The organism is Campylobacter sp. IFREMER_LSEM_CL1097, from assembly GCF_025772225.1.
Taxonomy (GTDB): domain Bacteria; phylum Campylobacterota; class Campylobacteria; order Campylobacterales; family Campylobacteraceae; genus Campylobacter_D; species Campylobacter_D lari_D.
Genome location: NZ_JAKMRT010000014.1, coordinates 1 through 20,783, shown reverse-complemented (window position 1 = coordinate 20,783; position 20,783 = coordinate 1). Strand labels below are relative to the sequence as shown.

General features: G+C 28.6%; 18 protein-coding genes and 1 tRNA gene. 14 read left to right on the top strand and 5 right to left on the bottom strand.

Annotated features, from left to right (window positions below; translation table 11 throughout):
• Positions 1–11: 11 nt before the first annotated feature.
• Together L8W64_RS06665 and L8W64_RS06660 are read left to right on the top strand one after the other, a co-directional pair.
• Complete coding sequence (locus L8W64_RS06665) at positions 12–818, top strand: SPOR domain-containing protein (RefSeq protein ID WP_263673258.1); 807 nt, start codon at positions 12–14, stop codon at positions 816–818.
• Positions 815–1,597: a shikimate dehydrogenase gene (locus L8W64_RS06660; protein ID WP_263673256.1), complete on the top strand. Its 783-nt coding sequence runs from the start codon at positions 815–817 to the stop codon at positions 1,595–1,597. Before L8W64_RS06665 ends, L8W64_RS06660 begins: the two co-directional genes overlap by 4 nt.
• Here L8W64_RS06660 and dnaJ read toward each other — a convergent pair.
• Positions 1,594–2,715, bottom strand: coding sequence for a molecular chaperone DnaJ (gene dnaJ / locus L8W64_RS06655; protein ID WP_263673254.1), 1,122 nt, complete (start codon positions 2,713–2,715; stop codon positions 1,594–1,596). The genes L8W64_RS06660 and dnaJ overlap by 4 nt on opposite strands.
• A 115-nt stretch (positions 2,716–2,830) precedes the next feature.
• Here dnaJ and L8W64_RS06650 point away from each other — a divergent pair, with 115 nt between their 5' ends.
• Genes L8W64_RS06650 through recR form a run of 3 tightly spaced genes read left to right on the top strand, consistent with a single transcriptional unit; the run spans position 2,831 to position 5,305 of the window.
• On the top strand, positions 2,831–3,502 hold the full coding sequence (locus tag L8W64_RS06650) for a response regulator transcription factor (protein WP_066006696.1): 672 nt from the start codon (positions 2,831–2,833) through the stop codon (positions 3,500–3,502).
• Entirely contained in the window at positions 3,499–4,731 is a 1,233-nt protein-coding gene (locus L8W64_RS06645; protein WP_263673252.1) for an ArsS family sensor histidine kinase, read from the top strand. The genes L8W64_RS06650 and L8W64_RS06645 overlap by 4 nt, the downstream gene beginning before the upstream one ends.
• Before the next feature lies 1 nt (position 4,732).
• Positions 4,733–5,305, top strand: a complete 573-nt coding sequence (gene recR / locus L8W64_RS06640; RefSeq protein ID WP_263671696.1) for a recombination mediator RecR — start codon at positions 4,733–4,735, stop codon at positions 5,303–5,305.
• Here recR and L8W64_RS06635 read toward each other — a convergent pair.
• From L8W64_RS06635 to L8W64_RS06625, 3 genes are read right to left on the bottom strand one after another with little or no spacing between them, the layout of a single operon-like run.
• A complete protein-coding gene (locus L8W64_RS06635; RefSeq protein ID WP_263661659.1) occupies positions 5,292–6,320 on the bottom strand; it encodes a hypothetical protein in 1,029 nt (342 codons plus the stop codon). The genes recR and L8W64_RS06635 overlap by 14 nt on opposite strands.
• A complete protein-coding gene (gene uvrC / locus L8W64_RS06630; protein WP_263673250.1) occupies positions 6,317–8,110 on the bottom strand; it encodes an excinuclease ABC subunit UvrC in 1,794 nt (597 codons plus the stop codon). Before uvrC ends, L8W64_RS06635 begins: the two co-directional genes overlap by 4 nt.
• On the bottom strand, positions 8,103–8,576 hold the full coding sequence (locus L8W64_RS06625; RefSeq protein WP_263673248.1) for a hypothetical protein: 474 nt from the start codon (positions 8,574–8,576) through the stop codon (positions 8,103–8,105). Before L8W64_RS06625 ends, uvrC begins: the two co-directional genes overlap by 8 nt.
• 134 nt (positions 8,577–8,710) lie before the next feature.
• On the opposite strand from L8W64_RS06625, the gene nhaD reads away from it, so the two are divergent.
• Positions 8,711–10,069, top strand: coding sequence for a sodium:proton antiporter NhaD (nhaD, locus tag L8W64_RS06620; protein ID WP_263670359.1), 1,359 nt, complete (start codon positions 8,711–8,713; stop codon positions 10,067–10,069).
• 9 nt (positions 10,070–10,078) lie between these two features.
• Positions 10,079–11,614 (top strand): glutamine-hydrolyzing GMP synthase, encoded by a 1,536-nt coding sequence (gene guaA / locus L8W64_RS06615; RefSeq protein WP_263670360.1) that lies wholly within the window; start codon positions 10,079–10,081, stop codon positions 11,612–11,614.
• Here guaA and L8W64_RS06610 read toward each other — a convergent pair whose 3' ends face one another.
• Positions 11,615–12,166 carry a class I SAM-dependent methyltransferase gene (locus tag L8W64_RS06610; RefSeq protein WP_133319878.1) on the bottom strand — a complete coding sequence of 184 codons (552 nt, stop codon included), beginning with the start codon at positions 12,164–12,166 and terminating at the stop codon, positions 11,615–11,617. It lies immediately after the preceding gene.
• A 112-nt stretch (positions 12,167–12,278) separates the two neighbouring features.
• Between L8W64_RS06610 and L8W64_RS06605 the strand changes: the two genes are divergently transcribed.
• From L8W64_RS06605 to L8W64_RS06575, 7 genes are all read left to right on the top strand, one after another.
• A complete protein-coding gene (locus L8W64_RS06605; protein ID WP_133319879.1) occupies positions 12,279–13,718 on the top strand; it encodes a hypothetical protein in 1,440 nt (479 codons plus the stop codon).
• A 259-nt stretch (positions 13,719–13,977) separates the two neighbouring features.
• On the top strand, positions 13,978–15,228 hold the full coding sequence (gene purD / locus L8W64_RS06600) for a phosphoribosylamine--glycine ligase (protein ID WP_263671703.1): 1,251 nt from the start codon (positions 13,978–13,980) through the stop codon (positions 15,226–15,228).
• On the top strand, positions 15,225–15,683 hold the full coding sequence (locus L8W64_RS06595) for an RDD family protein (RefSeq protein ID WP_133319881.1): 459 nt from the start codon (positions 15,225–15,227) through the stop codon (positions 15,681–15,683). The genes purD and L8W64_RS06595 overlap by 4 nt, the downstream gene beginning before the upstream one ends.
• A complete protein-coding gene (locus tag L8W64_RS06590; RefSeq protein ID WP_263673273.1) occupies positions 15,673–17,709 on the top strand; it encodes an LPS-assembly protein LptD in 2,037 nt (678 codons plus the stop codon). The genes L8W64_RS06595 and L8W64_RS06590 overlap by 11 nt, the downstream gene beginning before the upstream one ends.
• Positions 17,706–18,365 (top strand): phosphoribosyltransferase, encoded by a 660-nt coding sequence (locus L8W64_RS06585; protein WP_259443367.1) that lies wholly within the window; start codon positions 17,706–17,708, stop codon positions 18,363–18,365. The genes L8W64_RS06590 and L8W64_RS06585 overlap by 4 nt, the downstream gene beginning before the upstream one ends.
• 135 nt (positions 18,366–18,500) lie before the next feature.
• Positions 18,501–20,609, top strand: a complete 2,109-nt coding sequence (locus L8W64_RS06580) for a polyribonucleotide nucleotidyltransferase (RefSeq protein WP_263673246.1) — start codon at positions 18,501–18,503, stop codon at positions 20,607–20,609.
• A 95-nt stretch (positions 20,610–20,704) separates the two neighbouring features.
• Positions 20,705–20,780, top strand: a tRNA-Lys gene (locus tag L8W64_RS06575).
• Positions 20,781–20,783: the final 3 nt, after the last annotated feature.

Here is a 20,783-nt window from a genome sequence, read left to right as displayed (position 1 = left end):
AAGGATGAAAAATGGAAGAAAACAACAAAAATGAATTTGATGATATTATCTTGCAAAAAAGCAATAAAAGTGAAAAACTTAAAAAAATTTTACTCAGATCGATTATTTTAATTATTGTGTTTTTGGTAGTAATGATAGCAATGAAGTTAATTAATGATCCAGGCGAGGAAAAATCACTACAAATGCCATCAGAGCCACAAGAGCAAGCTTCTTATGAAAATAATTTTAATTCTTTGCCTATTACGGATAATACTAAAGAAGAGGATGAATTTGAAGCTTTAGCTAGAAAATTGAAAGAAGAAAGTTCATTGGCTGATGCAAATAATACCATAGAGGAAAAACAGGAAATTCCAAGCAATAGTGTATTAGATCAAATTACATCAACAGAACCAAAAGAAGAGCCAGCTAAGGTGGAAGAAAAACAAGAAGAGATTAAGCCTGTAGAAAAATCTATAGAAAAACCAATTCAAAAACCTTCTGAAAAATCAAAAACTAATGTTGTTGAAAAGCCAAAAACCCCAGAGCAAAGCAATGCAAATGAATTGTTTGAGAGTATAAAAACCCCAAGTATTCAAACACAACTTCCTGCAGGTGCTTATATTCAAGTTTTTTCTTTAAATAGTTTAGATCCTAAATCAAAAGAATTAAATATACTTAAAGAAAATGGATATGATTATAAAATTTACAAAACAATAGTAAATGGCAAAGAACTTACAAAAGTTTTAGTTGGACCTTATAAAGAAAGTGAATTAAAGGCTGAATTGGAAAAGGTGCGTTCTAAAATCGCAAAAGGTGCTTTTACTTTTAGAGTAAAATGAAAATTTTCACAGTTATAGGTGATCCTATTGTGCATTCTAAATCCCCAAGAATGCACAATAATGCTTTACAGGTTCTTAAAAAAGACGCAATATATACAAGATACCATTTAAAAAATAAAGCAAAATTAAAAGAAATTGTTCAAAAATTTGATGGAGCAAATATTACTATACCTTTTAAAGAAGAAGCGTATAAAATTGCAGATTTTTGTGATGAAAGTGTTATGCATATAGGCTCTGCTAATACTTTGTTAAATAAAAATAACAAAATTTATGCTTATAATACAGATTATTTGGGATTTTTAAAAGCAATTGAAAATTTTTTTTCTATTAAAAATGCTTTGATTTTAGGTGCTGGTGGCACCGCTAAAGCTTTAGCTTATGCTTTAAAATCTATAAATGTTGAAGTTGCAATAGCAAATCGCTCTAGTGCTAGATTTAAAAATTTAACCATCTATCCATGTTTTTTATATGATCAACTTGATTTAAATACACAATTTGATTTGGTAATAAATACGACTAGTGTGGGTTTACATGATGAAAGTTTACCTTGTGAAGAAAGGATTTTAAAAAATATTTTTCAAAAAGCTAAGTATGCTTTTGATGTTATTTATAGTAGAGAAACATCTTTTTTAAAGTTAGCACGAGAAAATGGATTAAAAATAAAAGATGGCACGCAAATGCTTTTATGGCAAGGTGTTTTTGCTTTTGAGTTATTTTTAGAGTGTCAAAAAACAGAAGAAATTTATAAAGCCATGGAGATGGCTTTAAAACTTCCTTAGTGACTAAACCAAGATTTGATTTTATCAAACAAGCTTTCTTGTTCTATAAAAGCTTCCTCATTTTCTAAGCCAAAGCTTTTTTCAAGTTGCAATAGTAGATTTTTTTGTTCATCAGTAAGTGTTTTTGGAAATTTTATTTCAATTTGTATAATATGCGAACCAAGTTTTCCATTGTGAATATTTTTAACACCTTCATTAGCTAATTCAAATTTTTGTTTATCTTTTGCACCCACTGGAAGTTTAAGATCAGCTTCTCCTCTTATGGTGGAAATTTTAATTGTCTTTCCAAGAGCAGCTTGGGTAAAAAATACAGGTACTATGGTATATATATCATCATCATGTCTAATAAATTTATTATCATCTTCTACAACGATTTTGATATACAAATCACCTCTTTGAGAAGAATTTGGAAGCTCATTTGCTTTGTTTTGCACTCTAAGACTCATACCATTATCAATACCTTCTGGTATATCAAGTTCTATATGATCTTTTATTTCTTCATAACCATTTCCATGGCATGTTTTACACTTATTTTTTATTATTTTCCCACTGCCCTTACAATGATCACAAGTTTGTACAAAAGTCATAAAACCTTGTCTAACACCAACTTGTCCTTTTCCTTCACAATGAGAACAAATATCTTCTTTTCCATTTTCTGATCCACTACCATTGCATATTTTACAAAATGTTTTATAGGTAAAATCAATTTCTTTTTTGCAGCCAAAAACAGCCTCTTTGAAGCTAATCTTTACCGCTATTTTTAAATCATGTGGATATTTATTTCCTCTTTCTTTTTTACGCGTTGAGTTTCCAAAACCAAATCCATCTCCAAAAAAACTTGAAAATATATCCCCTAAATCAACATCTCCAAAACCACCAAAACCACCGGCTTGTCCTTTTAATCCTTCTTTGCCGTATCTATCATATATACTTCGCTTTTCATCATTGCTAAGTACTTCATAAGCTTCATTGACAAGCTTAAATTTTTCTTCAGCTTCTTTATCTCCTTGATTTCTATCAGGATGATATTTTAATGCCATTTTTCTATAAGCTTTTTTTATAGTTTCTTTATCTGAAGTTTGAGAAATTTCTAATATTTCATAATAATTAAGTTCCACTTTTTTCCTCTCTTGAAAAATTAATATTATAATTTTAGCAAAAAAATAAATGAATAGTTAAATTATGTGTTATAATATTAAGTTTGTAACATATTTTCACTAATAAGGGGTAGAGATGATTAATGTTTTAATGATCGAAGATGATCCAGATTTTGCAGAGTTTTTAGCAGAATATTTGGCCCAATTTAATATCAAAGTTACTAATTATGAAGATCCGTATTTGGGAATGAGTGCTGGTATAAAAAATTATGATTGTTTAATTCTTGATTTAACTTTACCTGGACTTGATGGTCTTGAAGTTTGTCGCGAAATAAGAGAAAAATATAGTATTCCTATTATTATTTCTTCAGCTAGAAGCGATTTAAGTGATAAAATTGTAGGACTTCAAATAGGTGCGGATGATTATCTACCAAAGCCTTACGATCCTAAAGAAATGCATGCAAGAATTATGAGTTTAATCCGTCGTTCAAAACGCGTAAATGAAACTCCTGAAAAAATAATCAATTCAGCTTTTAAAATTGATGAAAAAAGACATGAGATTAGTTACAATGAAGAGGTTTTAATTTTAACTCCTGCTGAATATGAAATTTTAAGTTATATGATAAGACAACATGGATTTTCAGTTAGCAGAGAGCAGCTTGTGTATCACTGCAAAAGCTTGAAAGATAAAGATTCTAAAAGTTTAGATGTAATTATTGGTAGGCTTAGAACTAAGATCGGTGATAGTTCGAAGGCACCAAAGCATATTTTTTCAGTTAGAGGGATAGGATATAAATTAATAGGATGAAAGTAACTATTAATCTTAAGATTACCGTTCTTTTTGCAACGGCTTTTTTGTTTGTTTGTGCTTTGTTTGTGCTCTTGGGTAAGGTTCAGGTTGATTCTTATTTAACCAATGAGCAAAATAGACAAAAAGAAATTGTAGAAAAAATTATATATAATTTAGAAAGAAAAGAAGGTTTTTCAATTCATGATTATCTTCTTTCTAAGTCTTTTAAAATAGTTGAAAATGAACGCAGTGCAAAACATATAGTTGCAAAAGGTGAAAAGGTGCTTAAGGTTAATTCTGCTTACGGTAGTTTTTCTTCTATTATTTACCATAATCAAATTTTTTTTTATGTTGAACAAGCTAATTTAAAGCAGCTTTATGAGCTAAATGCATCTACGCGTTTAGAATATTTGTTTTTACTAAGTTTCTTTTTTAGTTTGATTTTGATTATATTTTTATATTTTTCTGTTTTAAGATCTTTAATGCCTTTAAAAATTTTAAAAAAGAAAATTAAAAATATTAGTGCTGGAAAAATAGAACCTTTATCCGAATATTCACAAATTAATGATGAGATTTCAGAAATTTCTTTTGAATTTGACCATGCTATTAATAAAATACAAGAATTAGTAAAATCAAGACAATTTTTTTTAAGAATGATTATGCATGAACTTAAAACACCTATTGGAAAAGGTAGGATAGTTTGTGAGATGCTAGACAATCAAAAGCAAAAAGACCGCTTAGTAGCGATTTTTGAAAGACTTGAATTATTGATTGATGAATTTGGTAAAATTGAAAAAGTTTTATCTAGAAATTGCCAACTAAATTTGCAAACTTATCATTTGAGCTTAATTTTAGAGCAGGCTGAAGATTATCTCATGAGAGATGATTTTTATCAAAAAGTTAAGATTTCTTACAAAGAAGATACTATGATTGTTGCTGATTTAGAACTTTTTTCCTTAATGCTTAAAAATTTGATTGATAATGCTATTAAATATTCTGACGATAAAGCTTGTGAGATTATATGTTCAGGGGACTATGTAATTATTAGAAATAAAGGGGTTCAACTTAAAAAAACTTTTGATTATTATTTGAAACCTTTTGTAAGAGAACAAAATACTCAAGTTGAAGGTATGGGATTAGGGCTTTATATTATCAATAATATTTGCAATCTTCATGGTTATAATTTAACTTATAGTTATGAAGATGGTTATCATATTTTTAAGATTGTTTTTTCAAGGTTAAAATGACTTGAAAGATTTAGAAAAATTTAATGAATTAGTAAATGCATTTTCTGCATTGCCTACTATCGGTAAAAAGTCCGCATTAAGACTTGCTTATCATGTTTGTATAAAAGATCCTTTGTTAGGTTCTAAACTTGCTTATAGTATTGAAGAATCCATTAGAGGAATTAAAAAATGTATACAATGCGGGGCTTTAAGTGAAAATGAATTATGTGAAGTTTGTTCTGATATAGAAAGAAATAATAATATTATTTGTATAGTGCAAGATCCTAAAGATGTATTAATTTTAGAAGATAGTAAAAGCTATGATGGGCTTTATTTTGTACTAGAAAATACCAACGAAGAAAATATTACTAAATTAAGAGTAATGATTGAAAACAAAAATACTAAAGAAATTTTTTTCGCTTTTACTCAAGGCTTAAATTCAGACGCTGTAGTTTTTTTTATAGAGGAAAAATTAAAGGATTTAAATTTGAGTTTTTCCCAAATAGCCCAAGGTATTCCAAGCGGTGTTAGTTTGGAAAATGTCGATTTTATATCTTTACATAAGGCTATTAATCATAGAACTAAACTTGATTGATATATTTTTTAAGTAAAATTATCCATTCATTTTTGCTAATGTCATTTATAATTTCATCAGCAAAATCGCAATTTTTAACTCTATTTTTGGTAAAAAGTAAAATTTTATTTTGTGAATTTTGTATTTTATACTCATGTAGTATTTGAGTAAAATGTAAAATATCGAACTTTATGACTTCATAATCAACCAAAATTAATCTAAAATTTAATTTTAAAGCGTTCTTAAAATCACTTAGGCTATCTACGATTTGATTATTTGAGCAAAATTGATTGGTTATATTTAAAATTAGATTATTTTCAAAACTAGAAGATTTAAAAATCAATACATTGTATAAATTTGCTATTTGATAACTTTCTTCTTTAAAATTTGTACTTAAAAAATTGATAAGATCTTTGACATTGACATCTACAAATGTGTAGTTTAGCGTATTTTTTATTTTCTTCTTTGAAATAATAAAGGAATATTTTTTTTCTACTTTTTGAAAATCATCAAAAATTTCACTACTAATGCCTATATCTAATAAAATACATTGTAATAAAAAATTTTCAATCATATCATCATTTACAATGCATGCGTGGATATTCTTAAAAATAATATTTTTTGTTTTTGTATTTATTTGATATTTTTTTAAAATCGGTTTTAGTGCAATGGAATTTTCTAATCCCATATAGTTAAAACTTTGAATAAGATATTGCAAGTTTTTTTGTAAAAGTTTGTTTTGTATTTTTTGATCTTGCAATTGTTTTTGCGTTAGCTCAAATGATGTTTTTAATTTTTCTTTTAGATCTATTAAAGAGGTTGAACTTGATATTTTTAAAAATTTTTCTATTTCTTGAATAATGATATTATCTTTTTTAAGTTTTTGATTTTTTATGATTAAATAAATACATGTAGCGATAAATATTAAAATACTAATAGAGGTATAAATATAGAATAATTTTTGATCAATTGGATATAAAAAATAATAATTGAAAAAACATAAAATCAAAGTTAAAGAACTAATAAAAAATATCATAAATTTTCCTTAATTATTTTGGCTATTTTTATATTAGAAAGTGATTTTAATTCATTAAAATCGGCTTTACTGATTTTATCAAAACTACCATAATAATCTAAAAATTTTTTAATATAACCTTGAGAGATTCCAAGTTGTATCAGCTTAGAGCTTTGTAGGTCCTGTTTTCTTTTTGTTTTTTGGTGAAAACTAATTGCGAAGCGATGTGCCTCATCGCGTAATTTTTGTAAAAATTGCAATTTTTTATCATCGGTAGAAAGTTGAATTTTTCCTTCTTGAGTATAAATTTTATCTTTTGCACTTCCTTTTGCTCTATAAGCTTTAGCATCTATTTTTTCTTTAGATATAGCTAAAATATCCACATTTGCTCCAGAACTTTTAATAATATCATTTGCTAGTTTCAATAAGGCATTCCCACCATCAATCAGCCATAAATCAGGCGGTGGATTTTTATCAAAGGATAAAGCTCTTTTACTAAGGATTTGAAGCATTTGATCATAATCATTTTTATAAGATAAATGATAGTGTCTATAAGAGCTTTTATCAAATTTCCCATCTTTGAAGGTTACTAAAGCACCTACAATTGCATCACCTTGCATATGAGAATTATCAAAAATTTCTATATGATTGGGATAATTTTGCAGATTGAAAAAATCTTTTAATTCTTTTAAAAATAAATAATTTTCATTTTTTAAATGCTTTTGTATGTTTATTTTTGCATTTTCTAGAGCAAGCTCACACAGGGATTTTTTTTCACCAAGTTTTGGCGATTTAAGGTAAAATCTTCTAGAAAATCTCTCGCTGAGTAGATCTTGCAGTAGCTTCATGTCTTCAAAATCTTTGTGTGTATAAATACGAGTTGATTTTATTGGAGATTCTTGTGTGTAATTTTCTAGAATATATTGTTTATAAATTGCATTTAAGTCAAATTCGTTTTGATTATTAAGAGCTAGTATTTTATGGTTTGAACTAATGATTTTACCATTATTTATTACAAAACGCACCATGGAGAGTATGTTTTCTTCGCAATAAATAGCATAAATATCAAAATCTTCTAATTTTGCAAGGTCTATTTGTATTTTTACACTTAAATCTTCAATTGTTTTAATTTGATCCCTTATAAGAGCTGCTTCTTCGTAGTTTTCACTCTTTGCGTATTCAAGCATTTTATTTTCTAAATTTTTTGTTAAAGATAAGGGATTTAAAAGAGCTTGTGTGGCTTTTTGGATAATTTTTTCATATTCTTGTTTAGAGATTTTTTGCTCGCACGGACCTTTGCAACGCTTAATCTGATAAAAAAGACAAAGTTCTTTGCAAGATTTCTTTTGTCTTAGCTCAAAAGATAAATATAAAGCATTTAAAAGCTCTTTTGCGCCTTTAAAAAATGGACCAAAGTATTTTATTTTATTTTTTTTGATGATTTTTCTTGTAATTTCAAATCTTGGAAAATCTTCATTTAAGTCTATATAAATATAAGGGTAGGTTTTATCATCTCTTAATAATATATTGTATTTTGGGTGTAATTGTTTTATAAAAGAATTTTCTAGTATTAAAGCATCAGCCTCGCTTTTTGTGGTAATAAATTCTAAATGATGTGTTTGGCTAATCATCTTTTGAATTCTTAAACTATTGCTAGGATTTGGGCAAAGATTTGGAGTGAAATTAAAATAACTTCTAACGCGGTTTTTTAAATTCTTGGCTTTACCTACATATAAAAGCTTACCTTGTATATCAAAATACTGATACACGCCAGGTAAATTAGGCAAGGTTTTGAGTTCATTTTCAAGCATTTTTTATAAGCTTTCGTAGTTCTTCAAATTTATTATATAAAATAGGATTTTCAAAATGGTTTTTAAAATTTCCATTAGAAAGTTCTAGATGAGTTTTTTTATGTGCGTTAAAAGTATTGTTTTTGGATATAAAGTTTTTGTCGCTAAGTATTTTTATATTTTCCACTTTAGCAAAATTACTCATTGGCTTAGCTAAAATATAGTTTTTTATGAGACTTTTAATCATTTTTTTGGTATTATCGTGATTAAGCTCCATATATGCAATGTGGTGTTTAACTAAAATAATTAAAGTATTATTTTTTATAAAGAGTTTAGTAATCATTTGTTGGTGATTATGGTTAAACAGTTTTAAAAACTCTTTATATTGCAAAAGTGCTTTTAAAGGTCTATAATGTTTATATTTTTCAGAATTAGCAAATATATCAATAACATCATGACTTGTTTTAATTTTATTTTCAACTTCCATTTAATTATTGTAACATTTTTTTTATTAATATTTTTAAGTGCATGTGGTTATAAAGCTCCTCCATTTTATGAGATAAAAGATAATAATGGCAGTGTAAAGGAAATAAAAAAATTCCAATCTTTGGAGAGTGAAATATGAACAGAATATTTTTTTTACTTTGTTTTGGTGCTAGTTTTTTACTAGCAAATCAAAATCATGAATTAAATTTAGCTTTTAGTGTTTTAGGTGTAAGTGTTTTAATAATTTTTGTATTGGGGTATTATTTTATAGCAGCGGAAGAAAAATATCATATCAATAAAACTAAACCTGCTTTATTTATAGGAACATTTTCTTTTATTGTCATTGGTATATATATGGTAGTAAATGATTTAGACACGCAAATACTTGAAGAAAGTGTTAATCATCTTATCTTGGAAATCGCACAAATTGTGTTTTTCTTAATAGCAGCAATGACTTTTATAGAAGCATTAATAGAAAGATCGGTTTTTGAAACTTTAAAATACAAACTTGTAAGCAAGGGTTATACTTATAGAAAATTATTTTGGCTAACAGGAATTTTGGCTTTTTTTATCTCTCCGATTGCAGATAATCTTACAACGGCTTTGATTTTATCTACTGTGCTTTTAACTATAGATAAACATAATAAAGAATTTTTAATCCCAGGTGCTATAAATATTGTAGTAGCAGCTAATGCTGGTGGAGCTTGGTCGCCATTTGGTGATATTACTACTTTGATGGTTTGGACGGCAAAAAAAGCTACCTTTTTTGAATTTTTTGCTCTTTTTCCTGCTTCTTTTATTGGATGGTTTCTTACGGCTTATTTGCTATCGCGTTATGTGCCTGATGTTGAGCCAAATTTTCATAAAGATAATCTAGAAAAAGTTGAAATTAAACCAGGTGGTAAAGTATTTATTGTGCTTGGTTTTTTAACTATCGCTTTAGCAGTTTTTATCCATAGTATTTGCGATTTGCCTGCAATGTGGGGTATGATTTTTGGTCTTTCTTTGCTCAGCTTATATATGTATTTTTTCAATAGAAAACAAGGTAAAAAAGATTTAAATATTTTTCATTATATGACGCGTATTGAAATGGATACTTTATTATTTTTCTTTGGAATTTTATCTGCTGTGGGCGCTTTACATTTTGTTGGATGGCTTGCTTATGCTTCCGATCTTTATACAAAATTTGGAGCTACTAGTATTAATATAGGCGTAGGATTTTTATCTGCTATTGTAGATAATGTTCCGGTTATGAGTGCGGTATTAAAAGCTAATCCAAGTATGGATGATACTCAATGGCTTTTAGTAACTCTTACAGCAGGAATTGGAGGATCATTAATAAGCTTTGGCTCAGCAGCTGGTGTGGGGGTAATGGGAAAAATGAAGGGAATTTATACTTTTAACTCTCATTTAAAATATGTATGGACGATTTTAGTTGGATATATAGTATCTATTATAGTTTGGTATGTACAATTTCAATTGTTAAATTTATAAAGGAGTTAGATGAAAAAAGCAGATATTTTGGTTTTGGACTTTGGTTCGCAATATACACAGCTCATTGCAAGAAGATTAAGAGAGCAGGGCGTATATGCAGAAATTTTACCTTTTAATGTAAGTCTAGATGAGATTAAAATTAAAGAGCCTAAGGGTATTATTTTAAGCGGTGGACCGGCTAGTGTATATGCAAATGATGCTTATTTTTGTGATAAAGGTGTTTTTGATTTAAATATACCAGTTTTAGGAATTTGTTATGGTATGCAACTTATGGCACATCATTTTGGTGCAAATGTAGCTCCAGCAGGTCATAAAGAATATGGCAAAGCAACTATAGATATTCAAAATGATAGTGACTTGTTTAAAAATTTACCTAAAAAACAAACGGTATGGATGAGTCATTCTGATAAGGTAGAAAATTTACCACAAGGTTTTGAGGTTTTAGCAACAAGCGAAAATAGTCCTTTTTGTGTATTTGGAGATGAAAAGCGTAAATTTTTTGCTTTACAATTTCACCCTGAAGTTCAACATAGTGAGTTTGGAAAAAGCATCTTAAAAAATTTCGCTAAGTATGCATGTAATTGTGATAGTATATGGAATATGGGATCTTTTGCAAAAACTCAAGCGCAAAAAATTAAAGAAGAAGTGGGTAATGATAAGGTATTATGTGCTGTTAGTGGTGGGGTTGATAGCAGTGTAGTGGCTGCATTACTAGCAAGTGCGATAAAAGATCAAGTGGTAGTAGTATTTGTTGATAATGGTCTTTTAAGAAGCGGTGAAAAAGAGCAAGTTGAATATATGTTTAGACATACTTTAGGTATTGATCTAATTAGTATTGATGCTAGGGAGATTTTCTTAAGTCGCTTAGCAGGTGTTAGGGATCCTGAACAAAAGAGAAAAATTATAGGAAATACCTTTATAGAAGTTTTTGAAGAAGAAGCTAAAAAACATAAAGATGTAAAATATTTAGCACAAGGAACTTTATATACTGATATTATTGAAAGTTCGGTTGTAGGAGCTAGTAAAACCATAAAATCTCATCATAATGTGGGTGGGTTACCTGAAAAGATGAATTTAAAACTTATTGAACCTCTAAAAGAAATTTTTAAAGATGAGGTAAGAGCTTTAGGAATAGAACTTGGCTTGAGTAAAGATGTAGTTTATCGTCATCCTTTTCCGGGACCAGGGCTTGCTATACGCATTATGGGTGAAGTAAATGAGCCTAGTTTGGAGTTTTTGAGAAAAGCTGATGTGATTTTGATTGAAGAATTAAAAAGCAGTGGTTGGTATGATAAAACATGGCAGGCTTTTTGCGTGCTTTTAAATGTGCAAAGTGTTGGCGTAATGGGAGATAATAGGACTTATGATAATGCAGTTTGTGTGCGTGTGGTGAATGCAAGTGATGGTATGACAGCTACTTTTTCTCATTTACCTTATGAGTTACTAGAAAATATTTCACGCCGTATTATTAATGAAGTAGAAGGAATTAATCGTGTGGTGTATGATATTTCTAGTAAGCCGCCAGCGACTATTGAATGGGAATAGTTATTTAGTGCAAAAATAAACAAAAGCAGGAGGGAGATTTTGCCAAATGATAGGTGAAATTTCTACCTTGCTAAAAGTAGTAAAAAGTTTTTTCTTAAAAGCTCTTCCTTTTGGCGTGGGCAGTATATATGCAAATGTTGCAAAGCAACCATTTTCCTCTAAAACTTCATGAATGGACTTTAATAATAAATCTTGTTCTTTGGAATTTAATAAAGCCCAAGGAATTCCAGAAATAATTAAGTCCGCGTTGTTGATTGCTCTTTTTTCTAACATATCAGGTAGAAATTCCGCTGATCTAATTTCTAAATCTATATTTTTTATATTTTGTTGTAGTTTTTTTGCCATATGTGGATTAATTTCAACTGCAAAAAATCTTGCATCATGATTTTTTTGCTTAAGGATATATTTGGTAAAACTTCCTGTTCCAGGTCCTATTTCAATAATATTTTTTGCATGTTGGACATGAGAGGTTATGAGTTTGCTTAGTTTTTTTGAGCTTGCACAAAATGCTCCTGTTTGCTTTGGATTTTTAAAGTATTGATATAAAAACATAGATTAAATACCTAAGATAGTTATTTTTAATAAATTTTAAAATATTATTGTAAATTTATGAAAACAAAGTTAAAATAAGAATTTAATTTTTCTTTAGATCAAGGATTTGGATATGCATGGAAAAATAATGGTTTATGTGGATGGTACTGGAAGAGGAACAGTAATTAATCTTGCAAAAACATTTTTTGAATTTAACAAACATGCTTGGCACGATAAAAGAAGCATGCCAACGGTTGGTATGTTTGTTGAGTTTAGATCCGATGGAAAGCATATTACAGATTTAAGACCTTCTAAATTTCAAGAATTTGGAGATAATGATTTTATCAAAGAAAGAGATTTTTGGAAAACAGATAGTGATGATGAATTGGAGGATTTAAGACTAACAAGGCGTGATGCTTATGTTCAAGAGCTTTATAGAGAAACTGATTATGATAATCTTGATAAGATTACTCTAAATTTGACTATCCCACAAGCCATTCAAAGGTATTTTTATAATGAAACACTATCAATCAATGCTGTGAAAGATATTAATACAGATGAGGTGCCATATATTATAGATTTTTTTGCTATGAAGCGTTTTTTACATAAAGCTTTGGATACTTTGCTTTTTTCAGATAATACCATTAACCAAGCTGACTTTTCTGCTATGAAAAATATTATAGTACATCTTGAAATGGCTTATAAAGATATGAAAGATAAACAAAAACATATCAACATGGAGCGTTTGTATGATGAGGTCTTTTTGTCTCATCAATGTCATTATCAAGCCCTTCTTGCTTCGATCGACAATAGGAAAAATAGAAAATTAGCACTTGATCGCCAAATGAGTACTTTGATTACAGATATTAAATCAAAACAAGCGAGAATAGAAACAGAAAGTGGCAAAAAACGACAAGAATTTGAAGAAATGATACAAAGTAAAAAACAAAAGCTTGTTGAAATAAAAAATGAAGTAGATTATTTTACAAAAAGCATTGAAAAATTAGAGGCAATGAGAAAGTCTTTCTATGAAAAAAACCTTACCATTTTTAATAATAGTTTTAATATGGCTAGAGAGAAACTTTTTGAGAAAATTAAACAAGGTTTAAATATATGTGCTACAAAATTAGATATAGAAATTTGGAAAAAATCTTTAAAATCAACAAGTATAAAAAATTCTTATTTTAAAACTGCAAGCGAAATTTCTTTCTGCACTCTTTCTTTTGCTGAACTTTATTTAAATAGATTAAATAAACATGCACTAAATCCAAATGATCAATTATTGCTTTCTTATGTTAAAAAAGTAAGAAAAGAATGTGAAAAAAGTTTTTTAATAGTTACTTCCAATCCTGATTTATATGTTAATATGAAAATCCAAATTTTTGCAATGAATCCTTATTATGTTGTTAAGCATGCACCTAAAAAAGTAAATTATCAAGGATTGATGAAAAATACTGAATTTGATATAGTTTATGTAGATGAAAAAACTATTTGGGCATCTGTTGCTGATGTTATTTTAGAGGGAAAGTATTTTTTAAAAAAGGACTCTAAAACTAAATTCAAAATTTTATAAAAATCCTTTTAAACCCTATTTTTAAGTTTTCTTAGTTATAATTAGAATGCCTAAATGGTTCGATATGGTATTAAAGAGGATCCAACACATTAATTATAAGCTGTGATGTGTGATTTACCGTGTTCTGTGACTTCGTTTGAGTTTTGAAAAAAAGCGAGAAGCTGCAGCCTTTAAAAATCACCTAATGGCATACTTTGACTTTTTGAGGGTCAGACACTTATACTCCGGCCATTTGGGTTTTGATATTTTAAGGAAAATAATGAAAATTTTAATATTAGGAAGCGGTGCTAGGGAATATTCTATCGCTTTGGCTCTTCAAAAAACAAATGATAATTTGGAATTTTATTTTGCACCAGGAAATGGTGCTACCGCTAAAATAGGAACAAATCTTAATATGAAAGATCCTAAGGTTATTACAGCTTATGCAAAGGCATCTGAGATTGATCTTTGTATAGTTGGAAGTGAAAATTTTCTAGCAGAGGGTATAGTAGATCTTTTTAAAGAAAATAATATTGCTATTTTTGGTCCTACTAAAGCTGCTGCTATGCTTGAAGCTTCAAAATCTTATATGAAGAGTTTTTTAAAAAAATATAAAATTAAAACAGCTAAATTTTTAAATACAACAGATTATGAGAAAGCTAAGAAATTTATTATGAGTTTAACTCCTCCTATAGTGGTAAAAGCAGATGGTTTGTGTGCGGGCAAAGGTGTGATTATTGCTCAAAGCCATGAAGAAGCTTTAGAGGCTACTAAAAATATGCTTAGCGGAGAGAGTTTTGGTGAAGCTGGTAAGATTGTTGTTATAGAAGAATATCTCAACGGATTTGAATTAAGTGTATTTGCAGTTTGTGATGGAGATGATTTTATATTGTTACCTGCTGCACAAGATCATAAAAGATTACTGGATAATGATAAGGGACCAAACACAGGAGGAATGGGTGCATATGCTCCAAGTATTTTAGCAAGTGAAAATTTATTAGAGCAAGTAAAAAAAGATATAGTAGTACCAACTCTTAAAGGTATGAAAGAAGAGGGTACTGAATTTGTTGGAGTGTTGTTTATAGGTTTGATGGTTGTAAATAATAAACCTTATGTTTTAGAATACAATGTGCGTTTTGGTGATCCTGAGTGCGAAGTTTTGATGCCTTTGATAGAAAATCCTTTGGATTTATTTTTAGCATGTGTGAATAAAAATCTTGCAAATACTCGTATAAAAATCAAAGATGAATTTGCAGTAGGTGTGGTTTGTGCAAGTAAAAACTATCCTTATAAAGATTCTCCAAAAGCATTAATTGATATAGGAGAAATTCCGCAAAATTCTCATATTTCTTATGCTGGAGTAATTTTAGAAAATAACAAACTATATGCTAGTGGTGGTCGTGTATTAGTTTGTGTAGGAACTGGAAAAAGTATTGAAGAAGCGCAAAAAAATGCTTATATGCTTTGTGATAATGTTCATTTTAAAGGAAAACAACATAGAAAAGATATTGCTTTTCAGGTTCTTAAATGAGTGCAAATCAAGAATTATTTGACAAACTAGAAAAAGAAGAGCTAAAAATAGCAAGTTTTAAAAAAAGATTTTTGGCTTATATTGTTGATAGTTTTGTGATTTTAGCTATTGTAAGTATTATTTTATTTGATAAGATTAGTTCTATGCAAACTTATGATGAAATTCACAATCTTTTAATACGTTTTGCTGGTGGAACTTTAATTTTGCAATTTACATATCATAGTTTATTTACATATTTATATGGTGCAACTTTAGGAAAAATGCTTTTGAAGATTATGGTTATTGATCAAAACTTATTAGATAAACCAAATTTCATTCAAAGTGCTTTAAGAGCAGGTGTAAGGCAAATTAGTGATATGTTATATGGTTTGGGTTTTGCTTGGGCTTTAAGCAATATCGTTTTAAAAACTTGGCATGATTATGCGGCCAAAACAGTGGTGATAGATCTTGCGTAAAATATTACTTTCTTTAGCTTGCATAGGAAGTTTATATGCTTCCAAAGTAGATATTTATGCTTTGGATGTTGTTAAAAAAAATGATATCATAGAGGCAAAAAATAATGTAGTTGTGGTATCTGATTTTTATTTGATAACTGCAAGCGAGGCTAAATTTAATGAAACAACAAAAGATTTGGAGCTTTTTGGAGATGTTAATATCTTAAGGGGGCAAAAAGAAAGAACTAATTCTACTTATACAAAGATTAACTTAAAAGATAACGCTACAGCTTTTAAAAATTTATTTTTTTCAAATAATGATTTGGAGGTTTGGCTACAATGTCATCAAGCTAAAATTGATGACAAATTTGTAATGAGTAAAAAGTCTGTTGTATCTAGTTGTAATGTTGAAAATCCTGATTGGGAAATTCGTTTTGATGAAGGCAAATTAAACAAAGAGAGTAATTTTTTACATCTTTATAATGCAAGATTATATGTAAAAAATGTTCCGGTGATGTATTTACCTTATTTTGGTTTTAGTGTAGATACTAAAAGAAAAAGCGGATTGTTAATTCCCCAAGTGGTTTTAAAACAAAGTGAAGGGCTATATTATAATCAGCCAATTTATTATGTTATTGATGATAATGCGGACGTTCAATTTGAACCTCAGATTAGAACAAAAAGAGGTTATGGCTTATACTCAACTTTAAGATTTATTGATACCCCTTATTCTCAAGGTGAAATTAGCGGTGGTATTTTTGGCGAAAAATCAAGTTATAAAAGAGAAGAAAATTTAAAAAATAAAGAACACTATGGTTTAGAGGTTAAATATTCAAATGAATCTTTATTTAAAAGTCTTTTAGGTGAAGAATTTCAAGAGGGTTTATGGGTTGATGCTACTTATTTAAATGATGTTGATTATATGAATTTAAGTTCTAGTACAAAAACCGAAGCTTCTTTAGTTACTTCTAAAATAAATTATTTTTTATCAGATGATGATAATTATTATGGTGCTTATGCAAAGTATTATATAGACACTTCTAAAATTAGCAATAAAGATACTTTACAAGAATATCCATCTTTTCAATATCATAGATATTTAAATGGATTTTTTGATAATTATATACAATATAGCTTGGATGCTTCTTTTCATAGGTATTATAGACATACGGGTATTTATGCTAAAACTTTAGATTTTGATTTACCTTTAATTTATCATACGAGTTTTTTTGATGATTTTTTAAATTTTGCTTTCACAGAAAGGATATATGCAAATTTTGTAGATTATTCTAATACAGATGTTAAAAATCAAGAACATTTATTTAGAAATTCTCATAATTTTTCTTTATATACAGATCTTTCAAAGCCATATGAAAATTTTTATCATACTCTATATTTAGGGGTTAATTATTTTCTACCTGGAGCTAAATCGGGTGAAATCACTGAAGATTTTGTAGAGTTAAAAAATGATCCTGAGCAACTTAATTTTTCAATGTATCAGTATTTTTATAATACTTTAGGCAAAAAAAAATTATATCATAACTTGAAGGTTAAATACTTTACTAAAGAAGGTAGCTTTGGTGCTTTTGATAATGTTGTAGAATATTTTTACAATGATTATATAAGTTTAAGAAATGAAGCTGAATATTCTGGAGCTGATAATCGTTTTGATAAGGTTTTTAGTGAAGCTTTGTTTGATTATGGTGAATGGAAGATTAGTTTAAACCATGCTTATAGAATGTATGAGAATGAAAAATATAATTTTATAGGGACTAAAGCCCAATATGATATAAATACTAATTATCAAATTTTTGGTGGATTGTGGTTTGATTTGAACAAAGATCCTGAAAAATGGGAGATAGGTTATACTTATCAAAGAAAATGTTGGAATTATTCTTTGATGTATCGCAAAGATATTTCACCTAAACTTACAAGTGGTGGTATTAGTGCTAAAGATCAAAGTGGTGTATATTTTATGTTTAATTTTTATCCATTAGGCGGAGTATCTTATGATTTTTCTTTAGAGGAAAATGAAAGGTCGATATGATATTTTTTGAAGATGAAAAAGATGCACTTGAGAAATTATATGATATATTACCATTAAACAAACTAAAAGATTATATTATTATTACACCTTCTTTAAAATCGATAGTTTTTGTTGATACACTAGCACAAAAATTAGAAATTCCATATGATTTTTTATTTACAGAACAAATTAAAGCTCCTAATAATGATGAATGTCAAATAGCTATGATTAGTGAAACAAAGGAGTTGGTTTATAATGAGGCTTTAATTAAAGCTTTTGATATAAGTTTAGATTATATTTATGGTGAAGCCAATAGAACCTACGAAGAAAAAATTTTAAAAAATGTGTATCGTTATAGAAAAGGAAATCTTTTAAAGGATTTAAAAGGGAGAAATATTTTAATATTGCATGAAGGTTGCGAAAGTGGAATTACTGCTTCTTCATGTATTAAAAGTTTGTTAAAAGAAGAAGTAAATAGTATTGTTTATGCTACTGCTTTAATGCCAAGTGATGTATATGAATATATCGGTGTTTTTGTAGATGAGGTTTATTGTGTGCAAAAAATTGATCATTTTGTGAATATTGAGTTTTATTTTAAAAATAAAACGATTTTGCAAGCTCATGAAATTTTAGATATTTTAGAAGAAAGTAAATATTATCTTCCATTAAAGAGATAAATTTATATCTAAACAATCGGTTGTTTAGATATAAATTTATAGGCAAAACAAAAACAGGCTTTTTAAGTTTTAATTTTTAAAATTTAAAAAGCTTATTTGGTTTTTGCCTATGATGAAAATATTAAAGGAAAAATCATGCGACATGAAATAAATATTAATAATCATCTTGAAATATTTGAGACTAATAAGGTTGCAAAACAAGCAGCAGGTGCAGTTTTAATGCAAGAAAAAAATGCTGTAGTTTTGGCAACTGTTGCTAGAGAAGAAAAAATGGTAGAAGAGGATTTTTTACCTCTTACGGTACAATATATAGAAAAAGCTTATGCAGCAGGAAGAATTCCAGGTGGTTATGTAAAAAGAGAAACTAAACCAGGTGATAATGAAACTTTAAGTGCAAGGATTATAGATAGAAGTTTAAGACCTCTTTTCCCAAAAGGCTATGCCTATCCAACTCAAATTGTAGTAATGGTTCTTTCTGCTGATCCTGAAGTAGATCTGCAAGTGATGAGTTTAAATGCCGCAAGCATTGCTTTATATTTAAGTGATATTCCTATAAAAGCGCCAGTTTGTGGTGTAAGAATAGGTCGTATGAATAATGAATTTGTTTTAAATCCAAGCAATAGTGAATTAAAAAATAGCACCTTAGACCTTTATGTGGCGGGTGTTAAAGATGAGCTTTTAATGATAGAAATGAGAGCTTTAGCAAACAAACAAAATGGTCAACATTATATGAATGAGCTTAATGAGGATGATGTTTTAAAGGCTTTGGAATTTGCAGGTAATGCGATTTTGCGTGGCTCTAATGAATATGAAAGAGTTTTTGCTGCTTATAGAAAAAATTCCAAACTTGAATTTAAAATAGAAACAGATGGTGGCAAAATTGTTGATTTTATTAAAAATTCCTATATCTCAAAGCTTAAAATTGCAATTAACCAAATGGCGAAAAGTGAAAGAGCAAGTGAAATTTCACAAATAGCAAAAGAGATTGAAAATGAAGCTAGTGCTATTGAAAATGAATGGAAAATTGAAGATATTGAGAAAGCTTTATATTTGTGCAAAAGAGAACTTGTTAGAAGTCAAATTCTTAATGAAAATAAAAGGGCGGATGGTAGAGGCTTGAAAGATGTTAGAAAGATAGATATAGAGACAAATATTCTGCCAAATGCACATGGATCGTGTCTTTTTACTAGAGGGCAAACTCAAGCTTTAGTTATAGCTACCTTGGGAAGTGATAATGATGCGCAAATGTCAGATTTACTAACAGAAAAAAATCCTATATGCGAAAAATTTATGGTAAATTATAATTTTCCAGGTTTTTCCGTAGGTGAGGCTACTCCTATAAAAGCTCCAGGTAGAAGAGAGTTAGGGCATGGAAATTTAGCAAAAAGAGCTTTACATCCTAGTATTGATACGGATTATATTCATACTATTCGTTTAGTGTCTGAAATTTTAGAAAGTAATGGTTCTAGTTCTATGGCTACTGTTTGTGGTGGTGCTTTGGCTTTAAGAGCCGCAGGGGTAAAAAGTGAAAAACTAGTGGCAGGTGTGGCAATGGGACTTGTTTTTGAAGATGAAAAATATGCTATTTTAACAGATATTATGGGTCTTGAGGATCATGATGGAGATATGGATTTTAAAGTAGCAGGAAGTTACAAGGGAATCACTGCTTTGCAGATGGATATAAAACTTGGCGGTATAGAGCAACAAGTTTTAAAAGAGGCTTTATATCAAGCAAAAGAAGCTAGGGAGCACATTTTACAATTAATGGAAGAGGCCAATCAAAACATAGTTGTTAATGAAGCAATTTTACCAAAGATTGAAATTTTTAATGTAGATCCAAATAAAATCCCTGATATTATTGGCCAAGGTGGTAAAACTATAAAAGAGATTATAGAAAAATTTGAAGTTAATATTGACTTAGATAGAGATAAAGGTGAGGTTAAAATAGCAGGAATTAATCATGATTTTATTTCTCAAAGCAAAGAATATATATTAAATTTAGTTCATTCTAAAGGTTCTAATAAAAAGCGCGATAGAAAAGAAGTGCCTAAATTTGATATCGGAGAAGAATTTATAGGAAAAGTTCAAAAAGTTGTAGAATTTGGAGTTTTTGTAGAACTTAGAGATGGCGTAGATGGTTTATTGCATAATTCTAAATTCAAGGAAAAGTTAGAAATTGGTAACGAGGTTAAGGTTAAGGTGGCAGAAATTAAAAATGGAAAAGTGTCATTGGACTTAGCTTAATCGTTTAAATTTAAGCATATTTAAGAATATGCTTAAATTTTTATTTTAGATCTTGACAAAAAAATATTCTTTTGGCATAATTTCATTTTTTGATTGTCTCGTTAGCTCAGCCGGTAGAGCATCTCCCTTTTAAGGAGGGGGCCGTTGGTTCGAATCCAACACGGGACACCACTA

Excerpts from the sequence above, each read along its gene's own strand:
- guaA (WP_263670360.1), top strand. The coding sequence starts at position 10,079 with ATGAAAAAAGCAGATATTTTGGTTTTGGACTTTGGTTCGCAATATACA.
- L8W64_RS06625 (WP_263673248.1), bottom strand. The coding sequence starts at position 8,576 with ATGGAAGTTGAAAATAAAATTAAAACAAGTCATGATGTTATTGATATA.
- L8W64_RS06660 (WP_263673256.1), top strand. The coding sequence starts at position 815 with ATGAAAATTTTCACAGTTATAGGTGATCCTATTGTGCATTCTAAATCC.
- L8W64_RS06585 (WP_259443367.1), top strand. The coding sequence starts at position 17,706 with ATGATATTTTTTGAAGATGAAAAAGATGCACTTGAGAAATTATATGAT.
- L8W64_RS06595 (WP_133319881.1), top strand. The coding sequence starts at position 15,225 with ATGAGTGCAAATCAAGAATTATTTGACAAACTAGAAAAAGAAGAGCTA.
- L8W64_RS06610 (WP_133319878.1), bottom strand. The coding sequence starts at position 12,166 with ATGTTTTTATATCAATACTTTAAAAATCCAAAGCAAACAGGAGCATTT.
- uvrC (WP_263673250.1), bottom strand. The coding sequence starts at position 8,110 with ATGCTTGAAAATGAACTCAAAACCTTGCCTAATTTACCTGGCGTGTAT.
- purD (WP_263671703.1), top strand. The coding sequence starts at position 13,978 with ATGAAAATTTTAATATTAGGAAGCGGTGCTAGGGAATATTCTATCGCT.
- L8W64_RS06580 (WP_263673246.1), top strand. The coding sequence starts at position 18,501 with ATGCGACATGAAATAAATATTAATAATCATCTTGAAATATTTGAGACT.
- L8W64_RS06645 (WP_263673252.1), top strand. The coding sequence starts at position 3,499 with ATGAAAGTAACTATTAATCTTAAGATTACCGTTCTTTTTGCAACGGCT.
- L8W64_RS06635 (WP_263661659.1), bottom strand. The coding sequence starts at position 6,320 with ATGATATTTTTTATTAGTTCTTTAACTTTGATTTTATGTTTTTTCAAT.
- L8W64_RS06665 (WP_263673258.1), top strand. The coding sequence starts at position 12 with ATGGAAGAAAACAACAAAAATGAATTTGATGATATTATCTTGCAAAAA.
- nhaD (WP_263670359.1), top strand. The coding sequence starts at position 8,711 with ATGAACAGAATATTTTTTTTACTTTGTTTTGGTGCTAGTTTTTTACTA.
- L8W64_RS06605 (WP_133319879.1), top strand. The coding sequence starts at position 12,279 with ATGCATGGAAAAATAATGGTTTATGTGGATGGTACTGGAAGAGGAACA.
- L8W64_RS06650 (WP_066006696.1), top strand. The coding sequence starts at position 2,831 with ATGATTAATGTTTTAATGATCGAAGATGATCCAGATTTTGCAGAGTTT.